General features: G+C 42.0%; 36 protein-coding genes and 2 pseudogenes. 33 read left to right on the top strand and 5 right to left on the bottom strand.

The annotated features are described in order from the left end of the window. Window positions 1-618, bottom strand: a pseudogene (locus tag FJR38_RS05880) (RNA-guided endonuclease InsQ/TnpB family protein); the annotation flags it as partial. 235 nt (window positions 619-853) lie between these two features. Between FJR38_RS05880 and FJR38_RS05875 the strand changes: the two are divergent. Beyond that, window positions 854-1,543 carry an AMIN domain-containing protein gene (locus FJR38_RS05875; RefSeq protein WP_168535910.1) on the top strand — a complete coding sequence of 230 codons (690 nt, stop codon included), beginning with the start codon at window positions 854-856 and terminating at the stop codon, window positions 1,541-1,543. A gap of 34 nt (window positions 1,544-1,577) precedes the next feature. Here FJR38_RS05875 and FJR38_RS05870 read toward each other — a convergent pair whose 3' ends face one another. The 3 genes from FJR38_RS05870 to FJR38_RS05860 form a co-directional block, all read right to left on the bottom strand. Then, on the bottom strand, window positions 1,578-2,120 hold the full coding sequence (locus FJR38_RS05870; protein WP_168496423.1) for a DUF3172 domain-containing protein: 543 nt from the start codon (window positions 2,118-2,120) through the stop codon (window positions 1,578-1,580). A gap of 156 nt (window positions 2,121-2,276) precedes the next feature. Continuing rightward, window positions 2,277-2,609, bottom strand: a complete 333-nt coding sequence (locus FJR38_RS05865; RefSeq protein ID WP_168496421.1) for a XisI protein — start codon at window positions 2,607-2,609, stop codon at window positions 2,277-2,279. Continuing rightward, window positions 2,576-3,013, bottom strand: coding sequence for an element excision factor XisH family protein (locus tag FJR38_RS05860; protein ID WP_168535908.1), 438 nt, complete (start codon window positions 3,011-3,013; stop codon window positions 2,576-2,578). The genes FJR38_RS05865 and FJR38_RS05860 overlap by 34 nt, the downstream gene beginning before the upstream one ends. Window positions 3,014-3,221: 208 nt before the next feature. Between FJR38_RS05860 and FJR38_RS05855 the strand changes: the two genes are divergently transcribed. Then, the gene (locus tag FJR38_RS05855; protein WP_168535906.1) at window positions 3,222-3,986 is read left to right on the top strand and encodes a hypothetical protein; all 765 of its coding nucleotides are present in this window, start codon (window positions 3,222-3,224) and stop codon (window positions 3,984-3,986) included. Between the two features lie 253 nt (window positions 3,987-4,239). On the opposite strand, the gene FJR38_RS05850 is transcribed toward FJR38_RS05855, so the two are convergent. Then, window positions 4,240-4,716: an NAD(P)H-quinone oxidoreductase subunit N gene (locus tag FJR38_RS05850; protein WP_168496419.1), complete on the bottom strand. Its 477-nt coding sequence runs from the start codon at window positions 4,714-4,716 to the stop codon at window positions 4,240-4,242. A 1,332-nt stretch (window positions 4,717-6,048) separates the two neighbouring features. On the opposite strand from FJR38_RS05850, the gene rplC reads away from it, so the two are divergent. From rplC to prfA, 31 genes and pseudogenes are all read left to right on the top strand, one after another. Continuing rightward, window positions 6,049-6,687, top strand: a complete 639-nt coding sequence (rplC, locus tag FJR38_RS05845; RefSeq protein ID WP_168496417.1) for a 50S ribosomal protein L3 — start codon at window positions 6,049-6,051, stop codon at window positions 6,685-6,687. Window positions 6,688-6,777: 90 nt separating this feature from the next. Further along, window positions 6,778-7,410 (top strand): 50S ribosomal protein L4, encoded by a 633-nt coding sequence (gene rplD, locus FJR38_RS05840; protein WP_168535904.1) that lies wholly within the window; start codon window positions 6,778-6,780, stop codon window positions 7,408-7,410. After that, window positions 7,403-7,717 (top strand): 50S ribosomal protein L23, encoded by a 315-nt coding sequence (locus tag FJR38_RS05835; protein ID WP_168496413.1) that lies wholly within the window; start codon window positions 7,403-7,405, stop codon window positions 7,715-7,717. The genes rplD and FJR38_RS05835 overlap by 8 nt, the downstream gene beginning before the upstream one ends. A 132-nt stretch (window positions 7,718-7,849) precedes the next feature. Next, a complete protein-coding gene (gene rplB, locus FJR38_RS05830) occupies window positions 7,850-8,713 on the top strand; it encodes a 50S ribosomal protein L2 (protein WP_168496411.1) in 864 nt (287 codons plus the stop codon). A 132-nt stretch (window positions 8,714-8,845) separates the two neighbouring features. Then, entirely contained in the window at window positions 8,846-9,124 is a 279-nt protein-coding gene (rpsS, locus tag FJR38_RS05825) for a 30S ribosomal protein S19 (RefSeq protein WP_168496409.1), read from the top strand. A gap of 88 nt (window positions 9,125-9,212) precedes the next feature. Next, complete coding sequence (rplV, locus tag FJR38_RS05820; RefSeq protein WP_168535902.1) at window positions 9,213-9,572, top strand: 50S ribosomal protein L22; 360 nt, start codon at window positions 9,213-9,215, stop codon at window positions 9,570-9,572. Window positions 9,573-9,629: 57 nt separating this feature from the next. Then, window positions 9,630-10,409 carry a 30S ribosomal protein S3 gene (gene rpsC, locus FJR38_RS05815; RefSeq protein WP_168535896.1) on the top strand — a complete coding sequence of 260 codons (780 nt, stop codon included), beginning with the start codon at window positions 9,630-9,632 and terminating at the stop codon, window positions 10,407-10,409. A gap of 82 nt (window positions 10,410-10,491) precedes the next feature. Continuing rightward, the gene (gene rplP / locus FJR38_RS05810; protein ID WP_168496403.1) at window positions 10,492-10,917 is read left to right on the top strand and encodes a 50S ribosomal protein L16; all 426 of its coding nucleotides are present in this window, start codon (window positions 10,492-10,494) and stop codon (window positions 10,915-10,917) included. 3 nt (window positions 10,918-10,920) lie between these two features. Then, the gene (gene rpmC / locus FJR38_RS05805) at window positions 10,921-11,148 is read left to right on the top strand and encodes a 50S ribosomal protein L29 (RefSeq protein WP_168496401.1); all 228 of its coding nucleotides are present in this window, start codon (window positions 10,921-10,923) and stop codon (window positions 11,146-11,148) included. Between the two features lie 6 nt (window positions 11,149-11,154). Next, window positions 11,155-11,406 (top strand): 30S ribosomal protein S17, encoded by a 252-nt coding sequence (gene rpsQ / locus FJR38_RS05800; RefSeq protein WP_168496399.1) that lies wholly within the window; start codon window positions 11,155-11,157, stop codon window positions 11,404-11,406. A 45-nt stretch (window positions 11,407-11,451) separates the two neighbouring features. Next, window positions 11,452-11,820 (top strand): 50S ribosomal protein L14, encoded by a 369-nt coding sequence (gene rplN / locus FJR38_RS05795; RefSeq protein ID WP_168496397.1) that lies wholly within the window; start codon window positions 11,452-11,454, stop codon window positions 11,818-11,820. After that, window positions 11,820-12,170: a 50S ribosomal protein L24 gene (rplX, locus tag FJR38_RS05790; RefSeq protein WP_168496395.1), complete on the top strand. Its 351-nt coding sequence runs from the start codon at window positions 11,820-11,822 to the stop codon at window positions 12,168-12,170. The genes rplN and rplX overlap by 1 nt, the downstream gene beginning before the upstream one ends. 95 nt (window positions 12,171-12,265) lie before the next feature. Beyond that, window positions 12,266-12,814 carry a 50S ribosomal protein L5 gene (rplE, locus tag FJR38_RS05785; RefSeq protein ID WP_168496393.1) on the top strand — a complete coding sequence of 183 codons (549 nt, stop codon included), beginning with the start codon at window positions 12,266-12,268 and terminating at the stop codon, window positions 12,812-12,814. Window positions 12,815-12,834: 20 nt separating this feature from the next. After that, window positions 12,835-13,236 (top strand): 30S ribosomal protein S8, encoded by a 402-nt coding sequence (rpsH, locus tag FJR38_RS05780; protein WP_168496390.1) that lies wholly within the window; start codon window positions 12,835-12,837, stop codon window positions 13,234-13,236. Between the two features lie 87 nt (window positions 13,237-13,323). Then, window positions 13,324-13,872, top strand: a complete 549-nt coding sequence (rplF, locus tag FJR38_RS05775; protein ID WP_168496388.1) for a 50S ribosomal protein L6 — start codon at window positions 13,324-13,326, stop codon at window positions 13,870-13,872. A gap of 2 nt (window positions 13,873-13,874) precedes the next feature. Then, the gene (gene rplR, locus FJR38_RS05770) at window positions 13,875-14,237 is read left to right on the top strand and encodes a 50S ribosomal protein L18 (protein ID WP_168496386.1); all 363 of its coding nucleotides are present in this window, start codon (window positions 13,875-13,877) and stop codon (window positions 14,235-14,237) included. A gap of 84 nt (window positions 14,238-14,321) precedes the next feature. Further along, window positions 14,322-14,848 (top strand): annotated as a pseudogene (rpsE, locus tag FJR38_RS05765) (30S ribosomal protein S5). Between the two features lie 49 nt (window positions 14,849-14,897). After that, window positions 14,898-15,365 (top strand): 50S ribosomal protein L15, encoded by a 468-nt coding sequence (rplO, locus tag FJR38_RS05760; protein ID WP_168496382.1) that lies wholly within the window; start codon window positions 14,898-14,900, stop codon window positions 15,363-15,365. Window positions 15,366-15,487: 122 nt separating this feature from the next. Next, on the top strand, window positions 15,488-16,801 hold the full coding sequence (gene secY, locus FJR38_RS05755; protein WP_168496380.1) for a preprotein translocase subunit SecY: 1,314 nt from the start codon (window positions 15,488-15,490) through the stop codon (window positions 16,799-16,801). Further along, window positions 16,801-17,355 carry an adenylate kinase gene (locus FJR38_RS05750; protein ID WP_168496378.1) on the top strand — a complete coding sequence of 185 codons (555 nt, stop codon included), beginning with the start codon at window positions 16,801-16,803 and terminating at the stop codon, window positions 17,353-17,355. The genes secY and FJR38_RS05750 overlap by 1 nt, the downstream gene beginning before the upstream one ends. Window positions 17,356-17,539: 184 nt before the next feature. Beyond that, window positions 17,540-17,764, top strand: coding sequence for a translation initiation factor IF-1 (gene infA, locus FJR38_RS05745; protein WP_006276978.1), 225 nt, complete (start codon window positions 17,540-17,542; stop codon window positions 17,762-17,764). A 116-nt stretch (window positions 17,765-17,880) separates the two neighbouring features. Beyond that, on the top strand, window positions 17,881-17,994 hold the full coding sequence (gene rpmJ / locus FJR38_RS05740) for a 50S ribosomal protein L36 (protein ID WP_015079193.1): 114 nt from the start codon (window positions 17,881-17,883) through the stop codon (window positions 17,992-17,994). A 108-nt stretch (window positions 17,995-18,102) separates the two neighbouring features. After that, window positions 18,103-18,483 carry a 30S ribosomal protein S13 gene (gene rpsM / locus FJR38_RS05735; RefSeq protein WP_168496376.1) on the top strand — a complete coding sequence of 127 codons (381 nt, stop codon included), beginning with the start codon at window positions 18,103-18,105 and terminating at the stop codon, window positions 18,481-18,483. A 54-nt stretch (window positions 18,484-18,537) separates the two neighbouring features. Further along, window positions 18,538-18,933, top strand: coding sequence for a 30S ribosomal protein S11 (gene rpsK, locus FJR38_RS05730; RefSeq protein ID WP_015079191.1), 396 nt, complete (start codon window positions 18,538-18,540; stop codon window positions 18,931-18,933). Between the two features lie 356 nt (window positions 18,934-19,289). After that, window positions 19,290-20,234: a DNA-directed RNA polymerase subunit alpha gene (locus FJR38_RS05725; RefSeq protein ID WP_168496374.1), complete on the top strand. Its 945-nt coding sequence runs from the start codon at window positions 19,290-19,292 to the stop codon at window positions 20,232-20,234. Window positions 20,235-20,268: 34 nt separating this feature from the next. Next, a complete protein-coding gene (gene rplQ, locus FJR38_RS05720; protein ID WP_168496371.1) occupies window positions 20,269-20,619 on the top strand; it encodes a 50S ribosomal protein L17 in 351 nt (116 codons plus the stop codon). Window positions 20,620-20,703: 84 nt separating this feature from the next. Then, the gene (gene truA, locus FJR38_RS05715) at window positions 20,704-21,534 is read left to right on the top strand and encodes a tRNA pseudouridine(38-40) synthase TruA (RefSeq protein WP_168496369.1); all 831 of its coding nucleotides are present in this window, start codon (window positions 20,704-20,706) and stop codon (window positions 21,532-21,534) included. A gap of 101 nt (window positions 21,535-21,635) precedes the next feature. Next, window positions 21,636-22,088 (top strand): 50S ribosomal protein L13, encoded by a 453-nt coding sequence (gene rplM, locus FJR38_RS05710; protein ID WP_168535894.1) that lies wholly within the window; start codon window positions 21,636-21,638, stop codon window positions 22,086-22,088. Next, a complete protein-coding gene (gene rpsI, locus FJR38_RS05705) occupies window positions 22,088-22,504 on the top strand; it encodes a 30S ribosomal protein S9 (RefSeq protein WP_168496365.1) in 417 nt (138 codons plus the stop codon). Before rplM ends, rpsI begins: the two co-directional genes overlap by 1 nt. A 124-nt stretch (window positions 22,505-22,628) precedes the next feature. After that, entirely contained in the window at window positions 22,629-22,865 is a 237-nt protein-coding gene (rpmE, locus tag FJR38_RS05700; RefSeq protein WP_168496363.1) for a 50S ribosomal protein L31, read from the top strand. Window positions 22,866-22,991: 126 nt separating this feature from the next. Beyond that, window positions 22,992-24,092, top strand: coding sequence for a peptide chain release factor 1 (gene prfA, locus FJR38_RS05695; RefSeq protein WP_168496361.1), 1,101 nt, complete (start codon window positions 22,992-22,994; stop codon window positions 24,090-24,092). The last annotated feature ends 75 nt before the right edge of the window (window positions 24,093-24,167 follow it).

Below are 24,167 nucleotides of genomic sequence, written 5' to 3'. Positions count from 1 at the left end.
TTTAGGATTCTCAATCATAACACCATTAGAATCGGTATAGTATTCTTTCAAACCTACATCTAATCCAATCGTATTTCCTGATGGTTCTTACATTCTCTTGACGGTTAACATCAATACAAAATTGACAATAATAACCATCAGCCCGTTTTACCAATCTTACTTCGTTTGATTTGATTAATTTGATAGAAATGGAGGTCACGAGTTCCTTTAATTTTTAATCTGCCAATACTTTTTTTATCAGTAAAAGTGATGGATTTACGATTATCTGCAAGTTTCCATCCTGATGTTTTATATTCAACAGAACGACAATCTTTTTTGGAATTCAGGAAACCCCTTTTTACCAGAAATCCCCTTTTTGCAATTATCATAAAACCGGGTGATAGAAGACCATGCTCGTTCTGCGCTGGCTTGTCTAGCCATTGAATTGAGTTCATTAGCAAATGGAAAATTAGCAGCTAAGACAGCACAATATTTCTGCAAGTCGTTTTTACCTGTACCTTGAACGTCCATCCATAGCCGAATACAGCTATTACGAACGAATTGTGCAGTCCGAATTGCATCATCTATTGCTGTTAGCTGAACTGATTTCCCATAAACTTTAAACTCAAAAACAAGCATCGTTCTTACCTTCCCTTTCCTCTTATTTTATACTACTGTTTACGGTGTAAGACTGTCAAGGTAATTGGTATAGGATTGAATGCGACTGAAGTCGCACGAGCCGCTTATATCTCAGCACTGAAGTGACTGAGCTTTACGCTTACCGAGTATTCTTGTAATTCTCCTACCAATTGGAGAGCAAAATACTATACTTAATCAAACCAGCATATTACCCAAATCCAAAAGCCATTGAATCATGAAAACTATCACCAATCAAATTCTTCCATCTATCGGAGTCAGCTTATTTACCTTCATTACTCTCACCCCTAGCATCAGTTTTGCCCAACCATTAGCACAACTGAATAATTGGCAATTCAACCCCCAAGCACAGCAACTAGAAATTAACCTCTCCGCTACCACAACACCCCAGTATTTCTATCTTGCTCAACCACCACGTCTTGTCCTCGATTTACCTAATACTAAACTGGGCAAAGTCCTGACTCAAAAAAACTACAAAGGCGCAATTCAGAGAATTCGCGTCTCCCAATTTAACGAAAATGTCACCCGTATAGTTCTTGACCTCGCACAAGAAACTCAGTTACAACCAAACCAAGTACAACTTCAACCCATTTCTCGACAAAAACCCACGCGCTGGGTATTCAAGCCCCGTATTTCCTATAATACCACTTCTTCCAAACCCGGCAATTCCTCTTCCCCCGCCAACAGTCTCTTGCTCAAACCCTCCACAAATCTCCCCCCATCCACAAACCTCACAAATAGCTCCCAACAACCCTTAATTACTGTACCACCCCTAAATTCTCAAAATTCCTCACCTATCAATAATTCACCCCTTCCCTCCGCCATGCTTCCCACCCCTTCAGGAAACAACTTGAACGAAATTCCCATTATTGAATTTGGACAACCTCTACCCATACAAAAATTTTAGGCTGTTGCTGGATTGGACTATGAAATTGAAAAAATTAAAATCTTTCCGTCTCTTGTGGATTTCCCACAGCCCCTGGTTGAGATAAAAAGAAATTTTGAGCGGATTCATTTTGATAAATACATCTAATATCTGGTTTTTCACTGTTTAAATCCCCAGTAAAGCCAAACGTATTCAGACGATTCTTACATTCCCGCACCTGATCTGATGTCACCAATCTTTTATTTTCCAAAATTGCCCAGTTATTTTGACGGATTACACATCCAGGACGGATATTCGGCTGGGCAACATAGACATTAAATGGGTTAAGCGTTACAAACAATCTAGCATCCATCACCATTGCACTAGCTCCATACTGCACACAAATCTCAGGATTTGGCGCTCTAGTGTCAATGAACTCACGGGAAGCCACATTCGATGTACTCAATGTGGTTGTAGAACTAAACGCAATCCCAATCCCAATTCCCAAAATCAGCACCCCTCCTAAAAGGGCAATGGTGGCGAAGTTAAACATCGGAGATTGGAAAATAGAGGGTTTAGGGGTATTAGCCGGTCTAGTATTAGAAGATTTACGTCTCATTTTCGCTTTATTACCTTCATGCCAAAGTAGGAAGGGATTGGTTTATTTTTTCCCTTCTTCAGTATGCCGAGTCTTGAGGATAATTGTCCGTTATTTTCAGTCAAATTCCCATTTATTAGTATGAGGGATGATGTCATTCATCTGGGCTTTTCTTATTTATCCCACAGCAAAATCAGTGTAATGTCGCAATTTGGGCGGATTAAAACCTAAAACAATATCTTCTTTAGGAACACCAAGTTCAACTAATTCATTCGCAATACCAATTTCTGTACCATCCTGTTGCACCCAAATTTTACCATCAATGATATCCAAATGCAGAACAGTACCATAAATACGCTTAGAATCGAACCAACCAACATATACAAGTTGATAGTGGTCGTCTTCAGTATCAAAAATAGTTTCTGCTTGAATCCGTTTATCCCAAACCAATTTAGCCCGTGCAGTTAGTAGATTTTTTATATGTTGTCGGTATTCATCAATGGTAGCCATTTTTCAATCACCTCCATATCAATATTATAAATCAGCAACAGAAGTTGGTTTTGAGTCACAAGTTCTTGAATAAACGAAGTGATAAAAAATCGCTCATGAATATCACTGGATACGGCTAAATATAAAACACGTTTTGGATCTTGGACTCGTAAGGCTGTTCTATATGCTATAAATTGTCCTAATGCTCCGTAAAATGCTGAAATATTTGATGCACCAATGAAACTTTTGATTTCTACAGCAATTTTGTGATCTTCCTTTTCTGCGGCAATTACTTTTTCTGCCCCAAGGTCAATTGCTAGGTCAAATGTACCCGCTTGTAGGGGGTAGGGATCATGGGTAATTAACCAACTCTCTTTTTGGAGGGCAATTTTGACAACTTCGTGGAATTTATCTCTTGCAGACACTGTTAAATTTCGTTTGTGAATGATATTTTAATAATATATGAATACCGCAAAAATAGTTTACCTATGAAGGTAAATAAATATAATTGTTAGGATTAAATACTCATTTTTTTGAATATAAATACTTTGTTTGTCAATGAAAAAATCAAATATTTAATCAAAATATCCAAATAAGTTATTGATTTTAAAAAATTAAATTATCAAACTATATATGAAAGAAATCCGTAATTGTTTTAATCAAGATTTGAAGGAATATAAATCATTAGCAATTAGCTTAATTGCCATAAGGAGTCTTGCAAAGAATAAAATTTCAGATATGAAAATACTGGCAGGTGCAACAAATTTTTCAATACTGTCATCATTACCAGACAGTAATGATTTTGACGCTGATTGTCGTAAATTTTTAGAAAACACAATTAATTTACAAGAAGTTTTGGTAAATTATGATAATCACCAAGGAGTTTTTGAAGAACTAGTTCATGCTAAAATCATTCAAAGATGGTATGAATTTTTAAGTCAATTATTTAAGTATATTTTAAATTCTCACTTTTCAAACCAGAAAAATTACACTACCAGCAAATCATTTAAATTTGATACTTACCTTGATTTATCAGTAGATACAGGCGACAACATCATACAAAACATTCAAGAACGTGCGTTAGAAAAGTTTGATTTTCTTAAGGCAGATGATAAATTAAAACAAATTGAGAAAATACTTAACAAAAATGTCAATAATGAAGTAAAGAAAAAAATTAAGAAGCATATTATAGTCCGTAACACTTGGCAACATAATAATGGAATTGTTCGCAAATATGATCTTGGGCAACTTGGCGACAGTAAAATAATATTAATGAATGATCAAGCTCAAGAATTACAAGTTAAAGAAAATGAAAAACTAATTATTACTTACTATGAACTACTTGAAGTTAATAGAGATTTTCGTGACGTGTCTAATATTTTAATCCCAAATGATTAAACTTAAATAGGTATTGTTGATTGTCAATTTTATAAAGTGCAATCTAGCAAATCCTTTCGTGCTTGGGTACAAAGGGAAATACAGAATTAAGTAAGTAGACCTGAGATAACCAAAATGTGTGAAGAAAAGTAAAATCGCCCAAAACTCTCTTCCTGTTCCCTTGCCCCAACGACAATTTTTAACGCCTACCTACTTAGCATATCCCATAATAATTGAACCGCAGGGGCGGGGTTGACCCACCCTGACAATCTTCTTAACTAGCTAACAGTGTCTTTTCCAGAGGTTTCCAGCGGAAAGTGCGATCGCCACCTCTCTCAATTACCACCTTCACCCGTGGTTCTAATTTGGGCAAATTCATTAAATACTCAACTTCCTGATCAGAAAGAATATGTCCCTCAATAATCCACAACACCAACCCTTTTGATTTAGGGGGTAACTGTTCCAAATGAGAACTGATCATTGGCGGTAAGTAATACACCTCACCCACAGCCGCACCGCTACCAGTGCTTTTTTTACCCAAATGCGGTGGTCTAACACCATGAACTTGCGTTAGATATGCAGCTACATCACCTAATCCCCTAGCAGTAATATGAAGACCAATATAGCCAGCCGCCCTTAAGCGGCGGAGATACCGACCTTCATAACCCCCCTCCAGAGGAACATAAACACCCAACGCGCCAAATTTTTCTAGATTGCGGATGAAACCGTTACCAGTGGTAATTAGTGCCATAGATTTTTCTCCTATCCCACTTAGATGTCTCTATTATTCACTGCTATACAAAACCTGATTAAACTATTCAAAGTTAATCATTCCACTAGAACACATTCTAGAAGGTCTGCTTCTTGTTTCCACCAAGGGAGTCAACTCCTTCTCGTCCACAAGCTTAAATTCGGGTGTAGCCCACCCTATATTTTTCATTATTCACTCTTATGGTGGTAGATTAAGTTAAATGAAGTTGCATATTTTTAGCCCTCTTGAGAATTCAAGGCTGGAATATAGGCATAATCATCTATTCCCCATCACATAGCAAAAAAATACTAGACAAAAATTCATGAATGATTTATATTATTAGATTGTGACCGAATAGTATAATTAGATAGCTATCTTGTTTAGAGTTTCTAGTTAGTCCTAGCATCTGAGTTTCTAGTTAGTTTCTCTAAAGGATAAACTAGCTCATCCAGACAAGAGACTGCTAAACTAAAGAACTTTCAGGTCAAACCAAGAGCTACAGCCAGATCTAATGCTCTAATATCAGTTCACTCCCTTAGCCCCTCACAGAAAATTAGCTCACAAGTAGAATTATTTCACTGACCCACAAGGGAAACGATGAGATGAATACTAGTAAGGTAACAACAGTCCTCTAACCAATACCATGGAAAAGAGAAGAAGGCATAGAGGAAACGAACAAATCAGCGTATACTAAAAATAATTTTAAGCAAGTCCGTTCGCGGAATGTTCCATAGGAACAAATACTAGTTTGAAATTTAGTAGCACTTACTCTGATTAATTGAAAAGCCGTGGGACACACGGTGTGCAATCTCAGTTAATGTCTTCAAACAAGAATCACTGAGAAACCCACCTTCACCTGCAAGGGAGTGTGTGGTGTATGTCACGCAGAACCTCAAACAATTGTTTAAGGTATGATAAAGGTGTAGTTCCTGAGCAATAATGTTGGTTTTATAGCATTATATTCAGTCTCAAGAAAGGGATACTGAGCGGAAATAACCACTTAAGTCCTAATACACCAAAGAGTGCCAGAGCAACTGCTTGGACGAAAGCATTGCTGCACAACGCGCAAAGCAATCTAGCATTGCATCCGATTACAGAAGTAATACCTTCTCTAGAAGAGTAGGCAATTATTCCTGTTATTGTGGTTAAGTAAGTGAAAATAAACAAATTCACTAAGAGCAGAAGTGACAAAAATTGTTGCGTCGCCAAGAATTTGCACTGTCTAACGCCAGTCCAAATTTTAGAGGTTATAGTTTAACCTCAAGCGATAGTAATAAAACTTGTCACCAATCCAATTTCCAGGTCAGCAATTAGAAAGGAGAACCAGTAACTGTGTCTGTAGGTATTCTCGGCACCAAGCTGGGCATGACCCAAATCTTCGATGAAACAGGAATCTCTATTCCTGTCACAGTCATCCAAGCCGGTCCATGCACTGTTACACAAGTTAAAACAAAACAGACCGACGGTTACGCTGCCATTCAAATTGGTTATGGTGAAGTCAAACCCAAGGCATTGAACAGACCATTGTTGGGTCATTTGGCTAAATCATCCGCTCCCGCAGTCCGTCATCTGAATGAATATCGCACCGATAGCACTGGTGATTATGCTTTAGGTCAAGAAATTAAAGCAGATATTTTTAGTGCTGGTGAAATAGTAGATGTAATTGGTACAAGTATCGGTCGCGGTTTTGCCGGTAACCAGAAGCGTAATAATTTTGGTCGCGGTCCCATGTCTCATGGTTCTAAAAACCACAGAGCGCCCGGTTCTATTGGTGCTGGTACAACCCCAGGTCGTGTTTATCCCGGTAAAAGGATGGCAGGACGTTTAGGTGGTACTCGCGTCACTATTCGCAAACTGACAGTAGTAAGAGTAGATGCAGAACGCAACTTGATCCTCATTAAAGGAGCTATTCCTGGTAAACCAGGTGCTTTAGTGAATGTCGTCCCTGCAAAAAAAGTTGGTAGAAAATAGTCGTTGGTCATTAGTCATTAGTTCAGTGGCAAAGATGCCGACAACTGACAACTGACAACTGACAACTGACAACTGACAAAGGACACAAAGATGGTAGAGAGTGTAGTTAAAAATTGGCAAGGAGAGCAAGTCGGAGAAACAAGCTTCGACTTAAGAGTTGCCAAAGAAAAGACAGCAGCGCATATTGTACACCGCGCCCTCGTCAGACAAATGACCAATTCTCGCCAGGGAACTGCCAGCACGAAAACTCGTGCCGAAGTTCGAGGTGGTGGTCGTAAGCCTTGGCGACAAAAAGGTACAGGTCGCGCCCGGGCTGGTTCTATTCGTTCACCACTATGGCGTGGTGGTGGTGTCATCTTTGGACCAAAACCCAGAGATTTCAACGTGAAGATGAACCGCAAAGAACGCCGTTTAGCACTGCGGACAGCTTTCATTGGTCGCGCTGACGATTTAATAGTGGTTGAAGAATTTAGCTCTGAACTACAGCGTCCTAAAACCAAGGAACTCGTAGCAGCATTAGCTAGATGGGTCGCTCAACCAGAACAAAAAACACTATTAATCTTGTCAGAAATAGCAGAAAACGTGCTTTTATCAGCCCGTAACATCGAAAACTTAAAACTGATTGCCGCTGACCAGTTGAATGTTTACGACTTGCTCCATGCTGACAAAATTATCGTCACATCATCAACCTTAGAGAAAATTCAGGAGGTCTACAGTGCCTAATGTTGCCCCCCGTGACCTACCTGATTTAGTGCGTCGCCCTATTCTCACCGAAAAAGCGACCATGCTGATGGAGCAAAACAAATACACCTTTGAAGTAACTCCTAAAGCCACTAAGCCACAAATTAAAGCTGCAATTGAAGATTTATTTGCAGTTAAAATCGTCAAAATCAATACTGCTAATCCCCCACGTAAACAAAAGCGTGTAGGTAGATTTATTGGATATAAACCCCAATATAAGCGAGCTATTGTTACCGTTGCCCCTGGGGATGAAGAAAAAATTAGAAAAGTTCTATTCCCAGAAGTCTAGAGATTTTAGATTTTAGATTTTAGATTTTAGATTGGGCTAATAAAAACAATGCCAAGTAACAATTAAAAATCGGAAATTAAAATCAAAAAATTCTGGCTCCAAAATCCAAAATCCAAAATCCAAAATTGAACTATGGGTACTCGTTCTTATCGCCCTTATACCCCCAGTACTCGCCAAGTTATCATTTCCGACTTTGCCGAAATTACGAAAACTGAACCAGAAAAATCATTAACTGAATCAGTTCATCGTCCCAAAGGTCGGAACAATCAAGGGCGGATAACCAGCCGTCGCCGGGGTGGCGGACACAAACAACTTTACCGCATTATTGACTTTAAAAGAGATAAGCGGAATATACCTGCTACAGTTACAGCCATTGAATACGATCCTAACCGGAATGCGCGGATTGCTTTATTGTTGTATGAAGATGGCGAAAAGCGTTACATCCTGCAACCAAATGGCATGACTGTAGGCACAAAGGTAATTGCTGGACCTGAGTCTCCTATCGAAGATGGTAATGCTTTACCTTTGTCGAATATTCCTTTGGGTAGTAGTGTTCACAACGTCGAAATGACTCCAGGTAAAGGTGGTCAAATCGTGCGTGCAGCCGGAGCAACAGCGCAAGTTGTCGCTAAAGAAGGCAATTATGTCACACTCAAATTACCTTCTGGTGAAGTTCGCTTGATTCGGCGTGATTGCTATGCCACCATTGGTCAAGTCGGCAATACAGACGCAAGAAACCTAAGTGCTGGTAAAGCTGGACGAAATCGCTGGAAAGGCCGTCGTCCTAAGGTTAGAGGTAGTGTCATGAACCCTGTCGATCACCCACATGGTGGTGGTGAGGGTAGAGCGCCTATCGGTAGAGCCGGTCCTGTAACACCTTGGGGTAAACCAACTTTAGGGGCTAAGACCCGGAAGCGCAAGAAAGCAAGCACTAAGTTAATTCTTCGTCGTCGCCGCAAATCTTCTAAACGCGGTCGTGGTGGTCGTCAATCCTAGAGAATTTTAATTTTTGGATTTGAGATTGGATTTATTTTTAAGCATTCAAAGTTTTTGAAGCCTAATGAAGACAACTGAAGAAATCCAAAATTAGAAATTCAAAATTCAAAATCCAAAATCCAAAATTGAATTATGGGTCGTTCTTTAAAAAAAGGTCCTTTTGTTGCTGATCATCTCCTCACGAAAATTGAGAAGCTGAACGCAAAAGACGAAAAACAAGTGGTAAAAACTTGGTCGAGAGCTTCGACAATTTTACCCTTGATGGTAGGTCATACGATCGCTGTTCATAATGGACGGCAACACGTTCCCGTATTTGTCAATGAACAAATGGTAGGACATAAGTTAGGAGAATTTGCTCCTACACGTACCTACAGAGGTCATGGCAAAAGTGACAAAAAATCAGGGAGATAGTCATTAGTCAGTAGTCAGTGGTCATTAGTCCTCTTGCAACTGACAACGGACAACTGACAACAGACAACTGACAAAAATGGAGTAAATTATGGCAACTGATACTACTGAAGTTAAGGCGATCGCCCGTTATATACGCATTTCTCCCTATAAAGTGCGCCGCGTACTTGATCAAATTCGGGGACGTTCATACCGAGAAGCACTAATCATTCTCGAATTTATGCCCTATCGCGCCTGTGAACCAGTATTAAAGGTTCTCAGAAGCGCCGCAGCTAATGCAGAGCATAATGCTGGGTTAGAGCGGGGAAGTCTGGTGATTAGTCAAGCTTATGCCGACCAAGGACCAGTGCTGAAACGGTTTCAACCCAGAGCGCAAGGTCGAGCTTACCAAATTCGCAAGCCAACGTGTCATATCACTGTTGCTGTTTCTGCCGGCGCTACTGCTAAATAAACAGCCATACATAGACAACAAAATTGCGTACAGTAAGAAATTTTAGAGGAAGCATTTGTGGGACAGAAAATTCATCCAGTCGGGTTTCGATTGGGTATAACTCAAGAACACCAATCCCGTTGGTTTGCAGAACCTGACCGTTATCCAGAACTTCTACAAGAAGACCATAAACTCCGTCAATACATTGAACAAAAACTAGGTAGATACGCTCAAAATAACGCCGGTATTTCCGAAGTAAGAATTGAGCGCAAAGCTGATCAAATCGACCTAGAAGTACGGACAGCAAGACCGGGTGTGGTCGTAGGTCGTGGTGGTCAAGGTATTGAATCATTGCGGACTGGACTCCAAGACGCTTTAGGTGGTAATCGCCAAATTCGCATTAACGTTGTTGAAGTCCAACGAGTTGATGCTGATGCTTACCTAATTGCCGAGTATATTGCTCAACAATTAGAGCGTCGTGTTTCCTTCCGTCGAGTTGTCCGTCAAGCCATTCAACGGGCCCAAAGAGCAGGTGTACAAGGTATCAAAGTGCAAGTCAGTGGTCGGCTCAACGGTGCAGAAATTGCCCGGACTGAGTGGACTCGTGAAGGTAGAGTTCCTCTCCACACCTTACGTGCTGATATTGACTACTCATACTGCACAGCTAAAACGATTTACGGAATTCTCGGCATCAAAGTTTGGGTATTTAAAGGAGAAATTATTCCTGGTCAGGAAGAAGCTCCCGCCCAACCAGCTAGAGAACGTGAGCGTGAACGTGGTGATCGTGACCGCGAACCCCGTCGCCGTCAACAACAACGTCGCCGTCAGCAGTTTGAAGACCGTTCCAATGAAGCCTAGTCAATGGTCAAGAGTCAGTGGCAAAACAAGCTGACAACTGACAACCGACAACTGACAACTGACAACTGACAACTGACAAATCATGTTAAGTCCTAGAAGAACTAAATTCCGCAAACAACAACGCGGACGCATGGAAGGTCTTGCCAGCCGTGGTAGTACCCTTAACTTTGGAGATTTCGGACTCCAAGCCCAAGAACCATCTTGGATTACCTCACGGCAAATCGAGGCTTCCCGTCGAGCCATGACTCGTTATATTCGTCGGGGTGGCAAAATCTGGATTCGGATTTTCCCTGATAAACCAATCACCATGCGTCCTGCTGAAACCCGGATGGGTTCTGGTAAGGGTAATCCCGAATTTTGGGTAGCCGTCGTCAAACCAGGCCGGATCATGTTTGAAATTGCCGGCGTTTCCGAAGAAATCGCCCGCGAAGCTATGCGATTGGCTGACACTAAGTTGCCAATTAAGACCAAATTTATTGTGCGCTCTCAACCACAGGAGCAGGAGTAGGTTATGCCTCTTCCCAAGATTGCGGAAGCTAGAGAATTAAATGACGAAAGATTGGCTGAGGAAATTGTCGCTGTTAAAAGACAATTATTCCAGTTGCGCTTGCAAAAAGCCACCAGACAACTAGAAAAGCCTCACCAGTTTAAACACGCACGCCATCGTCTCTCCCAATTACTAACAGTAGAAGGAGAACGCAAACGGGCAGCAAGTATTTCAGAGCAAGAGCAAAAGTAGGAGATTATGGCAGTCAAAGAACGAGTTGGCTTGGTAGTGAGCGATAAAATGCAAAAAACTGTGGTAGTAGCCATAGAAAACCGCGCTCCTCACCCCAAGTACGGCAAAATCGTAGTTCAAACCCGCCGCTATAAAGTTCACGACGAAGAAAATACCTGCAAAACAGGCGATCGCGTGCGGATTCAAGAAACTAGACCCCTCAGCAAAACCAAGCGTTGGCAAGTTACAGAAATCCTGAACACCAAAGCTAGAACGTAAACCGTTGTACTAACAGCTACAACGACCTCAAAAGAGAGACCAGTCGTGATTCAACCCCAATCTTATCTGAATGTCGCAGATAATAGCGGTGCTAAAAAAATAATGTGCATCCGCGTATTAGGCGCAGGTAACCGCCGTTATGGTGGCGTAGGTGATAAAATTATCGCCGTTGTCAAAGAATCTTCACCCAACATGGCTGTAAAAAAGTCAGACGTTGTGGAAGCAGTAATTGTTCGTACACGTAAAGCAATTAATCGTGATAGTGGTATGTGCATCCGCTTTGACGACAATGCCGCAGTTATCATCAACAAAGATGGTAATCCTAGAGGAACACGGGTATTTGGACCTGTAGCTCGAGAACTGCGCGATAAAAACTTTACTAAAATTGTTTCTCTGGCTCCGGAGGTGCTGTAATGGCAAAGCGGCCACAACCTAAAGTTTTTCATAAAATGCACGTCAAAACCGGTGATACTGTGCAAATTATCGCTGGCAAAGACAAAGGTAAAGTTGGTGAAGTGATTAAAGCACTACCACAAGTGAGTAAAGTCCTTGTCAAAGGTGTCAACATTAAAACCAAGCACGTTAAACCCCAACAAGAGGGAGAATCAGGGCAAATAGTCACTCAGGAGTACCCAATTCATAGCTCCAATGTGATGCTCTATTCCACTAAACAAAACGTTGCTAGTCGTGTCTGCTACACTTTCACCTCCGAAGGTAAGAAAGTCAGAATGCTCAAAAAAACAGGCGAAATTCTCAGCAATTAAAAAATTAAGAATTAAAACTTGAACTTTTTAATTTGAAACTTTGAATTGCAGCGAAGAGACCCTGACAAAGCCCAGGGGATATAAGGACAAACACTATGGCGAAAACACGACTCAAAACTGTATATCAAGAGACAATTACTCCCAAATTGATTACTCAGTTTGAATACACCAACGTGCATCAAGTGCCGAAGGTGATTAAGATCACTATAAACAGAGGTTTGGGAGAAGCTGCTCAAAACGCTAAATCACTAGAGGCATCTATAAGCGAAATTGCCCTGATTACTGGACAAAAACCTGTGGTAACACGGGCAAAAAAAGCGATCGCTGGCTTTAAAATTCGTCAAGGAATGCCTGTAGGGATCATGGTGACACTCAGAGGCGAACGGATGTACGCCTTCTTAGATCGTCTGATCAACCTCACACTACCCAGAATCAGAGACTTTCGCGGTATCAGCCCCAAAAGCTTTGATGGACGTGGTAACTACACTTTGGGTGTGCGCGAACAGCTAATTTTTCCAGAAGTCGAATACGACAGCATTGACCAAGTCCGTGGTTTAGATATTTCCATCATCACCACGGCAAAAAACGACGAAGAGGGCCGCGCCTTACTTAAGGAAATGGGAATGCCCTTTCGCGATCAATAAGTTCATCTAAAGAGGGAACGATGGCGGCTAACGACACAATTGCAGATATGCTGACGCGCATCCGCAATGCCACTATGGCAAGGCATCAAACTACGAAAGTACCAGCTACAAAGATGACTCGTAGTATTGCTAAGGTACTGCGGGAAGAAGGCTTTATTGCCGAAGTTGAAGAAGCAGGAGAAGGAGTACAGCGTAACCTAGTTATTTCCCTGAAATACAAAGGTAAAAACCGCCAACCCTTAATTACTGCCTTAAAGCGAGTGAGTAAACCAGGCTTACGTGTTTACTCCAACCGAAAAGAATTACCAAGAGTGCTAGGCGGTATCGGTATCGCTATTATTTCTACATCCAGTGGGATTATGACTGACCGCGAAGCACGCCGTCAAAATCTAGGTGGTGAAGTGCTTTGCCACGTTTGGTAATCGTCATTGGTCATTAGTCATTGGTCAGTGGTAAAACAACTGACAACTGACAACTGACAAACAACAACTGACAAACAACAAAAAATCATGTCTCGTATTGGTAAACGTCCAATTACTATTCCCGCCAAAGTACAAGTGGCGATTGATGGTGTCAAAGTAGTCGTGAAAGGCCCAAAAGGAGAACTTTCCCGTCAACTACCTAACAATGTCATAGTCTCCCAAGAAGGAGAAACATTGCTAGTTACTCGTCGTGATGAAACTCGCACCTCCAGACAAATGCACGGTTTGAGCCGCACCTTGGTGGCCAATATGGTGGAGGGAGTATCCCTTGGTTTTCAACGTCGTTTGGAAATTCAAGGGGTTGGTTATCGCGCCCAAGTTCAAGGACGTAACCTAGTTTTGAACATGGGTTACAGCCATCAAGTACAAATTGAACCACCAGAAGGAATTCAATTTGCAGTAGAAGGTACCACTAATGTCATAGTTAGTGGTTATGACAAGGAAATTGTCGGGAACACAGCAGCTAAAGTTCGTGCAGTTCGTCCACCCGAACCTTATAAAGGTAAAGGCATTCGTTATGCCGGTGAAGTGGTCAGACGGAAAGCTGGTAAGACTGGTAAGGGTGGCAAGAAGTAAACATGAAACTTACACGTAGAGAATCAAAACAGCGTCGCCATCGGCGTGTTCGTGGCAAAGTTAACGGTTCCTCAGAACGTCCCCGCTTGGCTATATTTCGATCCAATGAACATATTTATGCTCAAGTGATTGATGATACCAAACAGGAAACAATAGTAGCTGCATCAACCGTAGAACCAGAATTGAAAACTAACATAGTTTCTGGTGCTAACTGTGAAGCATCAGTGCAAGTTGGTAAATTAGTGGCTGTACGCGCACTAGAAAAAGGTATCACTAAAGTCGTTTTTGATCGTGGTGGCAACCTCTATCATGGTCGCATCAAAGCATTAGCTGAGGCGGCACGGGAGGCTGGTCTAGATTTCTAAGTTAGTCAGTAGTCAATAGTCTGTCTTCTACTGACAACTGACAACTGACAGCTGACAACTGACAACTAAAAGAGAGCATTGATTATGGTAACCGGTCGTCGTAAAGCAAGCCGTACAAAAAAGAAGAAACCACTTGGCAAGAGCGAGTTATCCAAATCCGCCGGGTGAGCAAAGTCGTCAAAGGTGGTAAAAAACTTAGCTTCCGTGCCATTGTCGTCGTTGGTAATGAGCGTGGACAAGTTGGAGTGGGAGTTGGTAAAGCTTCAGATGTAATTGGTGCAGTTAAAAAAGGTGTCGCTGATGGTAAAAAACATCTTATTGACATCCCTATCACTAAATCCAATTCTATCCCTCACCCCATTGATGGTATCGGTGGTGGCGCTAAAGTGATGATGCGTCCAGCTGCACCAGGTACAGGGGTAATTGCCGGGGGTGCTGTCCGCACAGTATTGGAGTTGGCAGGAATACGCAACATTCTTGCTAAACAACTAGGTTCAAATAACCCTTTGAACAACGCCAGAGCAGCAGTAAATGCCCTATCTACACTGCGGACATTAAGTGAAGTTGCTGAAGATCGCGGTATCGCCATTGAAAAACTCTATACCATCTAAATAGAGTATTTATTGGCAAGTATTAGTGTAAAAACTTACTAATTACATCATGAGACTGAACGATGTTAAGCCTCAAAAAGGCTCTAAAAAGCGCCGTAAGCGCGTAGGTAGAGGTATTTCCGCTGGACAAGGCGCGAGCGCTGGTCTAGGGATGCGTGGTCAGAAATCCCGTTCTGGTAGTGGAACCCGTCCCGGTTTTGAAGGTGGTCAGCAGCCATTGTACCGCCGGATACCTAAACTCAAAGGCTTCCCTCTCATTAACCGTAAAACTTACACTACGATTAATGTAGAGAAGTTAGCTAACTTACCTGCTAATTCAGAAGTAACTTTGGCATCTTTACAAGATGCAGGTATTATCACCGCTGTCAAGGGTCCATTGAAAATTTTGGGTAATGGGGAATTAAATGTTCCTCTGCAAGTAAAAGCGGCGGCTTTTTCAGGACAAGCACGGATTAAAATTGAGGCTGCTGGTGGGAGTTGTGATAGCGTAGCATGGCGTAAAACCGTAGCTGCATGAAAGATGAAGGATGAAGGATGAAGGATAAAAGATGAAAAATTTAAGACTTCACATTTCATGCTTCACACTTCATATTCTTCACACCTCATGCTTCATAGTTCATACTTCAAAGGTAAAACTCTATGATCAGTCGAGACAAAGCCCCAACGGCTCAAGAAACTTTTATGCAGATGGCGCAAGCAGCCGGTCTTAGAGGTAGGCTGCTTGTAACTGTCGGTATTTTGATTTTGGTGCGCCTGGGTATATTTTTGCCTGTCCCAGGAATTGATAGACCTAAGTTTGCTGAAGCTATATCGGGTAACAATTCCATATTCGGTTTGTTGGATATATTCTCTGGGCGAGGACTCTCTACTTTGGGTGTCTTTGCCTTGGGGATTTTGCCCTTTATTAATGCCTCCATTATTATCCAATTGCTCACGGCTGCTCTGCCATCTTTAGAAAATTTACAGAAAAATGAAGGGGAAGCAGGTCGGCGGAAAATCTCACAAATTACCCGATATGTGACTGTATGCTGGGCAATTATTCAAAGTGTGGCTTTTTCAGCATTATTCCTCCAACAATTTGCCCTTAACCCAGGACCAATATTCGTAGCAGAGACAGCGATCGCTCTGACCGCTGGTTCAATGTTTGTCATGTGGGCATCAGAACTCATTACAGAACGGGGTATAGGGAATGGTGCATCTTTGTTGATTTTTGTCAACATTGTCGCGTCTCTACCTAAGGCTCTAGGCGATACTATTGACTTAGTACAAGTTGGCGGTAGGGAAATCGTCGGTCGTGTCATCGTTCTAATCCTAGTGTTTCTGGCCACAATCGTAGGTATTGTGTTTGTACAGGAAGGAATGCGCCGCATCCCCATTATTTCTGCTCGTCGGCAAGTAGGTAGAAGAGTTTTAGCAGAACAACGGAGTTATTTACCTCTACGTCTCAATTCTGGGGGGGTAATGCCGATTATTTTTGCAGCAGCAATCCTAAGTTTGCCACTTTTAGTCGCCAATTTCACCAAAAATCCAGAATTAGCAAATATTGTAAACACCTATCTGAGTCCCGGCGGTTCTGCTCCTTGGGTATACGCCCTAGTTTACTTAACTTCCATTGTTTTCTTCAGCTATTTCTATTCCTCGTTGATTCTCAACCCAGTAGACGTAGCTCAGAACTTGAAAAAAATGGGTTCGAGTATTCCCGGTATTCGTCCCGGAAAAGCTACCAGTGAGTATATTGAACGCGTAACTAACAGACTCACTTTTTTAGGCGCAATCTTTTTAGGCTTAGTGGCAATTATTCCCACAGCCGTAGAAAGTGCGTTAAAAGTTCCCACCTTTAAGGGGCTGGGTGCAACATCTTTGTTAATTTTAGTTGGCGTGGCAATTGATACGGCTAAACAGATCCAAACTTACGTTATCTCTCAGCGATATGAAGGAATGGTGAAACAATAGTGACGCGATTAATCTTCTTGGGACCACCAGGAGCAGGGAAAGGAACTCAGGCTAAAACTTTGGCTGAATTTTTACAGATTCCCCATATTTCTACAGGTGACATTTTACGCCAAGCCATTCAAGACCAAACAAATTTGGGAATGCAAGCCCAAGGTTTTATGGATCAGGGTGAATTAGTCCCAGACAAATTAGTAGAAGATATGGTGGAAGAGCGCCTGAAACAACCAGATGCTAAAACAGGTTGGATTTTAGACGGCTTTCCTCGTAAAGTTACACAAGCAGAGTTTCTGGCAGAATTACTCAAAAGTCTAGGAGAGGGTGATGAAAAAGTAGTCAATCTGGATGCCCCAGATGAAACTGTCATTACCAGGTTACTAGGACGTGGACGAAAAGATGATACTGAAGAAGTGATTCGTCGGCGCTTAGAAGTTTACCGCGATGAAACTGCACCTTTAATTAACTATTACAGCGATCGCCAAAAACTCCTGACAATCAACGGTAATCAGTCCCAAGAAGAAGTCTCTACTGCCTTGAAAAATATCATAGCTGCTTAGAAACAGGGGCAACGGTTTATTTAGGCAAACACTGCTTATTACCTATCCCCTATTTTCCAAGCCAGGCGCGAGTCAATTTTAGCTAAGATATATTAAAAACTGTTGATATATTTCTCCAAATATGTTCTTTAGGCTCATGAAAGTGTACAAGGACAATAGGAGATTGTTGAGTTGAGGAAAAAACTTGTCTAAACAAGATTTGATTGAAATGGAAGGGACTGTCACCGAGTCATTGCCTAATGCAATGTTTCGTGTTGACTTAGATAACGGCTTTAATGTTTTAGCACACATTTCCGGGAAAATTCGCCGTAATTACATCAAGATTTTACCTGGCGATCGCGTCAAAGTTGAATTGACACCCTACGACTTAACCAAAGGTAGAATCACCTACCGACTCCGGAAGAAATAAATCTATGTGGAAAATACTACCATAAATCAATCTTAATGGTCTTTTTCTAGTTACATAACTGAAATATTTCTTCTAGAAATGCTATAATTTACTATTTGGAGTCAATTTTAAAAGGCATGAAAGTCAGAGCCTCGGTCAAGAAAATTTGTGAAAAGTGCAGCGTTATCAAACGTCGTGGACGCGTCATGGTGATTTGTGAAAATCCTAAACACAAACAACGCCAAGGATAGATACTACTCTATCAAAATAAAAACACGACAATCATCTGCTAATAACGCCACGTTACACAATCACGATTGGCGAAATGCAATTACGAAAACAATAGGGAGAGATTCATTGTGGCACGGATTGCCGGAGTAGACCTTCCACGCGATAAGCGTGTTGAAATTGGTCTGACATATATTTACGGAATTGGCTTAACTAGGTCACATAAAATTCTCGCAGCTACTGGTGTAAATCCAGATACCCGCGTAAAAGACCTATCTGATGCTGATGTAGCATCCCTCAGAGGAGAAATCGAAAGCAACTATCAAGTTGAAGGGGATTTACGCCGCTTAGAAGGACTAAATATTAAACGTTTAGTTGATATTGGCTGTTACAGAGGTCGTAGACACCGGATGGGCTTACCAGTCCGTGGACAAAGAACCCGCACCAACGCCAGAACTAGACGTGGTAGAAGACAGACAGTGGCTGGTAAGAAGAAAGCCCCTGGGAAATAATTTTTTTAAACTTGTCTATAGCAGCAAGTTGTCCCTTAAATTCACTAAACAAAGATGGCCAGACAACCAACTAAAAAATCCGGGAGCAAAAAGCAGAAACGGAACGTCCCCAACGGGGTTGCCTACATTCAGTCTACTTTCAACAATAGCATTGTCACAATTACCGATCAAAATGGAGATGTCATCTCCTGGGCAAGTGCTGGTTCTAGTGGATTTAAAGGCGCAAAAAAGGGAACTCCCTTTGCCGCACAAACCGCTGCCGAAAGCGCAGCTAGACGAGCCACAGATCAAGGAATGCGGCAAATCGAAGTTATGGTAAGTGGACCAGGTGCAGGTAGAGAAACTGCAATTCGCGCCCTCCAAGGTGCAGGACTGGAAATTACACTCATTCGGGATATTACCCCAATTCCTCACAACGGTTGCCGTCCACCCAAGCGCCGTCGAGTTTAAAAGAACCTGTTAATGTTAAACAGTGTATTACCGGGCTTATACGCTTGAACTATTGCCCCAGGCGAATACCTGTCAAGTTTAGACGCATGGGGTAAATAAGTTCGACTATATAGGATAGTGAATAGCTTGCCAGTTTTTCCCCTCAGAAAAGCTGTTAATATCACAACTTGGCACAAGCCATACTTTGTCAAAACCAAAATACAATGCCTGTCGGCTAAATTGAGGTATTCAAATTGATTAACTATTTGTTAACTCTTAAGTTCAACCTCAATAGAAACTTCAGAGCATTCAAACAAGAAAATTCGAGAGGCAATTAATTTGTCTTCTAGCAGCACCTTAAAAAGGGAGGCTACTCCGTGGCGCAGTTTCAAATTGAATGTGTAGAGTCTAATGCTGAAGAAAGTCGGAGCTATTATAGCAAGTTTGTTCTCGAACCCCTAGAGCGTGGTCAAGGAACAACTGTTGGTAACGCGTTGCGGCGGGTTTTACTTTCTAATTTAGAAGGAACATCAGTTACAGCAGTCAGAATTGCTGGTGTTAGTCATGAGTTTGCCACAGTTCCAGGCGTGCGGGAAGACGTACTGGAAATCCTGATGCGAATGAAGGATGTCATTCTCAAGAGCTATTCTTCTCAACCCCAAATTGGTCGGTTACTCGTTAACGGACCTGCAACAGTTACTGTAGCTCATTTTGATTTACCCAGTGAAGTCGAAGTGATTGATCCGACCCAGTATATCGCCACCATCGCTGAAGGTGGAAAACTGGAAATGGAATTTCGGATAGAGAGAGGCAAAGGCTACCGCACTGTAGAACGAGGCAGAGAAGAAGCCACATCTTTGGATTTTCTCCAAATTGACTCAGTGTTTATGCCAGTGCGGAAAGTCAATTATAGTGTAGAAGAAGCCCGTGGCGATGGCTCTTTAAAAGACCGACTACTGTTGGAAGTATGGACAAATGGCAGTATCTCTCCTCAAGAGGCACTATCATCAGCAGCGGGAATTTTGGTAGATTTATTCAACCCATTAAAAGATATCTCCCTTGAACCAACGGATACAGGTTCAGATATCCCCGATGATCCCACCGCTCAAATTCCAATTGAAGAGTTACAGTTGTCTGTAAGAGCTTATAATTGTCTCAAACGCGCACAAGTAAACTCCGTAGCAGACTTATTGGATTACACCCAAGAAGACCTTTTAGAAATAAAAAACTTTGGTCAAAAGTCAGCCGAAGAAGTAGTAGAAGCTTTACAGCGTCGTCTAGGTATTACCTTACCTCAAGAGAGAAGCTCTAAAAGTAGCTAAAGCAAAACCATTAATAATTCATTAGTGCCTTGTTATGCGTCATCGTTGCCGAGTCAAACAACTTAGTAAACCAGCCGACCAACGTCGCGCTCTCCTCAGAGCCTTGACAACAGAATTGGTACGTCATGGTCGAATTACTACAACTTTAATCAGAGCTAAAGTTGTCCGCAGTAAAGTAGATAAAATGATTACCCTAGCCAAAGACGGCTCTTTATCAGCACGTCGTCAAGCACTAGGTTATATCTACGACAAAACTCTAGTTCATGCACTATTCGAGCAAGCTCCTACTCGATATGCTAACCGTCAAGGTGGTTACACTCGCATTCTGCATACTGTACCCCGTCGGGGTGATAAAGCTGAGATGGCTATTATCGAACTAGTTTAAAGTCATTGGGAAGAGGGAACAGGGAACAGGGGAGAATAACCACTGAAAACTGACCACTAACTACTGACCACTGACTAAACAAGTATGTTAGAAAGCAGCCAGCAGAAATCCACTCAGCGAGTAGCCTTAGTCATTCAGTATTTAGGTACTCATTTTCATGGCTGGCAAAGACAAAAAGGACAGCGCACTGTTCAAGAAGAGATAGAAACAGCTATAGCCACTGTTCTAGGGTATCATGTGACACTCCATGGAGCAGGTAGAACTGATTCAGGAGTTCATGCTGCTGCTCAGGTAGCTCATTTTCAATCTACAAGTTTAATTCCTGCTCACAGGTGGGCAAAAGTTCTCAATGGCTATTTGCCCCCGGATGTGTTGATCAGGGCTTCAGTAGGTGTAACTGAAAGTTGGCACGCGCGGTTTAGCGCAATTTACCGACGATATCGCTACACAATCTACACTGAAGATTTACCAAACTTGTTCGTGAAACCTTTTAGTTGGCATTATTATTACGCACCCTTGGATGAAACCTTAATTGCATCTGCCTTGAAACCTTTAGTGGGTAAACACCATTTATCTGCTTTTCATCGCGCTGGTTCAGCGCGATCGCATTCTTGGGTAGAAGTGCAAGCAGTAGAATGTCATCGCAGTGGATCATTCATCCATATTGAAATTCAGGCAAATGGATTTTTATACGGCATGGTGCGACTATTAATAGGCATGGTAGTACAAGTTGGTTCTGGAGAACGGTCGCTAGATAACTTCACCGACATTTGGCAACAAGAACGCCGGGAAGAAGTGAAATATTCCGCACCTGCTCACGGGTTATGCTTGTTGAGAGTCGGCTATGACGATTTTCCTCTACCGCCAAAAATTTGGTATGACACCCAACCATACTTAATTATGGGTCATAAATAATAACAACTGAACGATGATTTTCATGATTGATGTGATTAAGATCATGATGCTACCGGCTTAAATTTTGAATTCTCATAAGGGACTGACAAAGGACAAAAACAATGACTAAAACCTACCTTCCCCCTCAAGCAACTCTTGAGCGCGATTGGTACTTAGTAGACGCTACAGACAAACGTCTGGGTCGTCTTGCTACCGAAGTCGCCATGATTCTCCGAGGCAAAAAAAAAGCTGAATATACTCCCCATTTAGATACTGGGGATTTTGTCATTATTATCAATGCTGAGAAAGTGGCAGTTACAGGTAAAAAGCGGACACAAAAACTTTACCGTCGCCATTCTGGTCGTCCTGGTGGGATGAAAACAGAAACCTTCGCTAAATTGCAACAGCGATTACCAGAAAGAATCCTTGAACACGCTATCAAAGGTATGTTACCTAAGAATAGTCTGGGTAAACAGTTATTTACAAAACTGAAAGTGTATGCAGGACCAACCCATCCTCATGCAGCACAACAACCCAAAGAAATCACAATTAGTACAATTCCTGGAGAAAATTAATGCAGGTAGCAGAAATTACTAGCGGTCGTGCCGTTTACTGGGGTACTGGTCGCCGTAAATGCTCAGTTGCCAGAGTTCGTCTAGTTCCCGGTGAAGGGAAAATGACTGTTAACGGCAAAGATGGAGACTTATACTTCCAATTCAATCCTAACTACTTAGGAGCTATTAAAGCACCTTTAGAAACATTAGGCTTAGAAAGCGAATATGACATCTTGGTGAAAGCCGAAGGTGGTGGCTTAACTGGACAAGCCGATTCTATTCGTCTAGGAGTTGCCCGCGCTTTGTGTCAACTTGACCCAGATAACCGTTCACCGCTGAAAACTGAAGGCTATTTAACTCGTGACCCACGAGCTAAAGAACGGAAGAAATACGGTTTGCACAAAGCCCGCAAAGCTCCTCAATACTCGAAACGCTAAGATAGGAGTCAGGAGTCAGGAGTCAAAAATGAAGATTCTATTTGTCATCTGTCACCTGCCACCTATTAATCCTAGCTTTTAGTCCCAGTTATAATTTATAAAATAGATTCCCCACAAAAAAACAATGGCTAAACCTGATATTCATCCCAAATGGTATCCAGACGCTAAAGTGTACTGTAATGGTCAAGTTATTATGACCATTGGTGCTACTAAGCCCGAACTTCACGTAGATGTTTGGTCTGGAAATCACCCCTTTTACACTGGTACTCAGAAAATGATTGATACTGAGGGTCGTGTGGAACGCTTCCTCCGCAAATATGGTATGTCCAGCACTCAAACTGGCGAAGAGAATCAAAAGTAGCTGGTTGGCTGTAGCTGTTGAAGTGAGTACATGGCGTAAGCCATAGACGACCCTGCTTAGTGCTGGGTCGCTTGTCATTTAATGCTTGAGCCAACTTGTTATTTTGAAGGAGCATTTTTAGTCATCATGGCAGAATCATACTTACTGGAGAAACTTAAATCTGTTGAACAAACTTTTCATGAATTAACACGGCGGTTAGCTGATCCTGATACTGCTAGTAATCCTGATGAGTATCAAAAAATTGCCAAGTCTCGTTCTTCTTTGGAAGAGGTAGTTAATACCTATGAAACTTGGAAAACAGCCCAGGAGGAATTAATCGGGGCGCGTCAGGTACTCAAAGAGTCGAATAGCGATCTAGAGTTGCATCAAATGGCAGCATTGGAAGTTAGCGAACTCGAAGAAAAGCTGGAATATTTGGAAAGTCGGTTAAAGGTATTGCTGCTTCCTCGTGACCCCAACGATGATAAAAACATTATGTTGGAAATTCGCGCTGGTACTGGTGGCGATGAAGCCAGTATCTGGGCTGGGGATTTGCTACGGATGTATTCTCGTTACGCTGATGTCCAAGGTTGGAAAGTGAAGCTAGTCAGCGAGTCATTAGGGGAAATGGGCGGGTTCAAAGAAGTAATTCTAGAAATTCAAGGTGATAGTGTTTACAGTAAGCTGAAGTTTGAATCTGGTGTACATCGTGTACAGCGCGTACCAGCAACGGAATCTGGGGGAAGGGTTCACACTTCTACGGCTACTATAGCAATTATGCCAGAGGTGGATGATGTGGAAATTCATATTGACCCGAAAGATATAGAAATGAGTACAGCGCGTTCTGGTGGTGCGGGTGGACAAAACGTGAATAAGGTGGAAACAGCCGCTGATTTGTTCCACAAACCTACTGGTATTCGGATTTTCTGTACAGAAGAGCGGAGCCAGTTGCAGAATAAAGAACGGGCGATGCAAATTCTCCGGGCTAAGTTGTATGAAATGAAGTTGCGAGAACAACAGGAAGCTGTGACTTCGATGAGGCGATCGCAAGTTGGGACAGGTTCTCGTTCCGAAAAAATTCGCACTTACAATTATAAAGATAGTCGCGTAACTGACCACCGGTTAAGTCAAAACTATACTCTAAACCCTGTTCTTGAAGGTGATCTAGAAACGGTGATCCAATCTTGTATATCCCAAGATCAACAAGAACGTTTAGCAGAATTAGCCACTTCTGGTTCTAGTAGCTAAAAATACAAGGGAACAGGGAACAGATAAGAAACACTGGTTTGCACTAGTTTAAAGCTTAGTCAAAAAAAGATGTTT

It is taken from the genome of Anabaena sp. UHCC 0253 (assembly GCF_009712085.1).
In the GTDB taxonomy this organism is placed as follows: Bacteria; Cyanobacteriota; Cyanobacteriia; order Cyanobacteriales; family Nostocaceae; genus Dolichospermum.
Note: the sequence above shows the minus strand (reverse complement) of the source record. Positions and strands in the feature narration are given on the sequence as shown.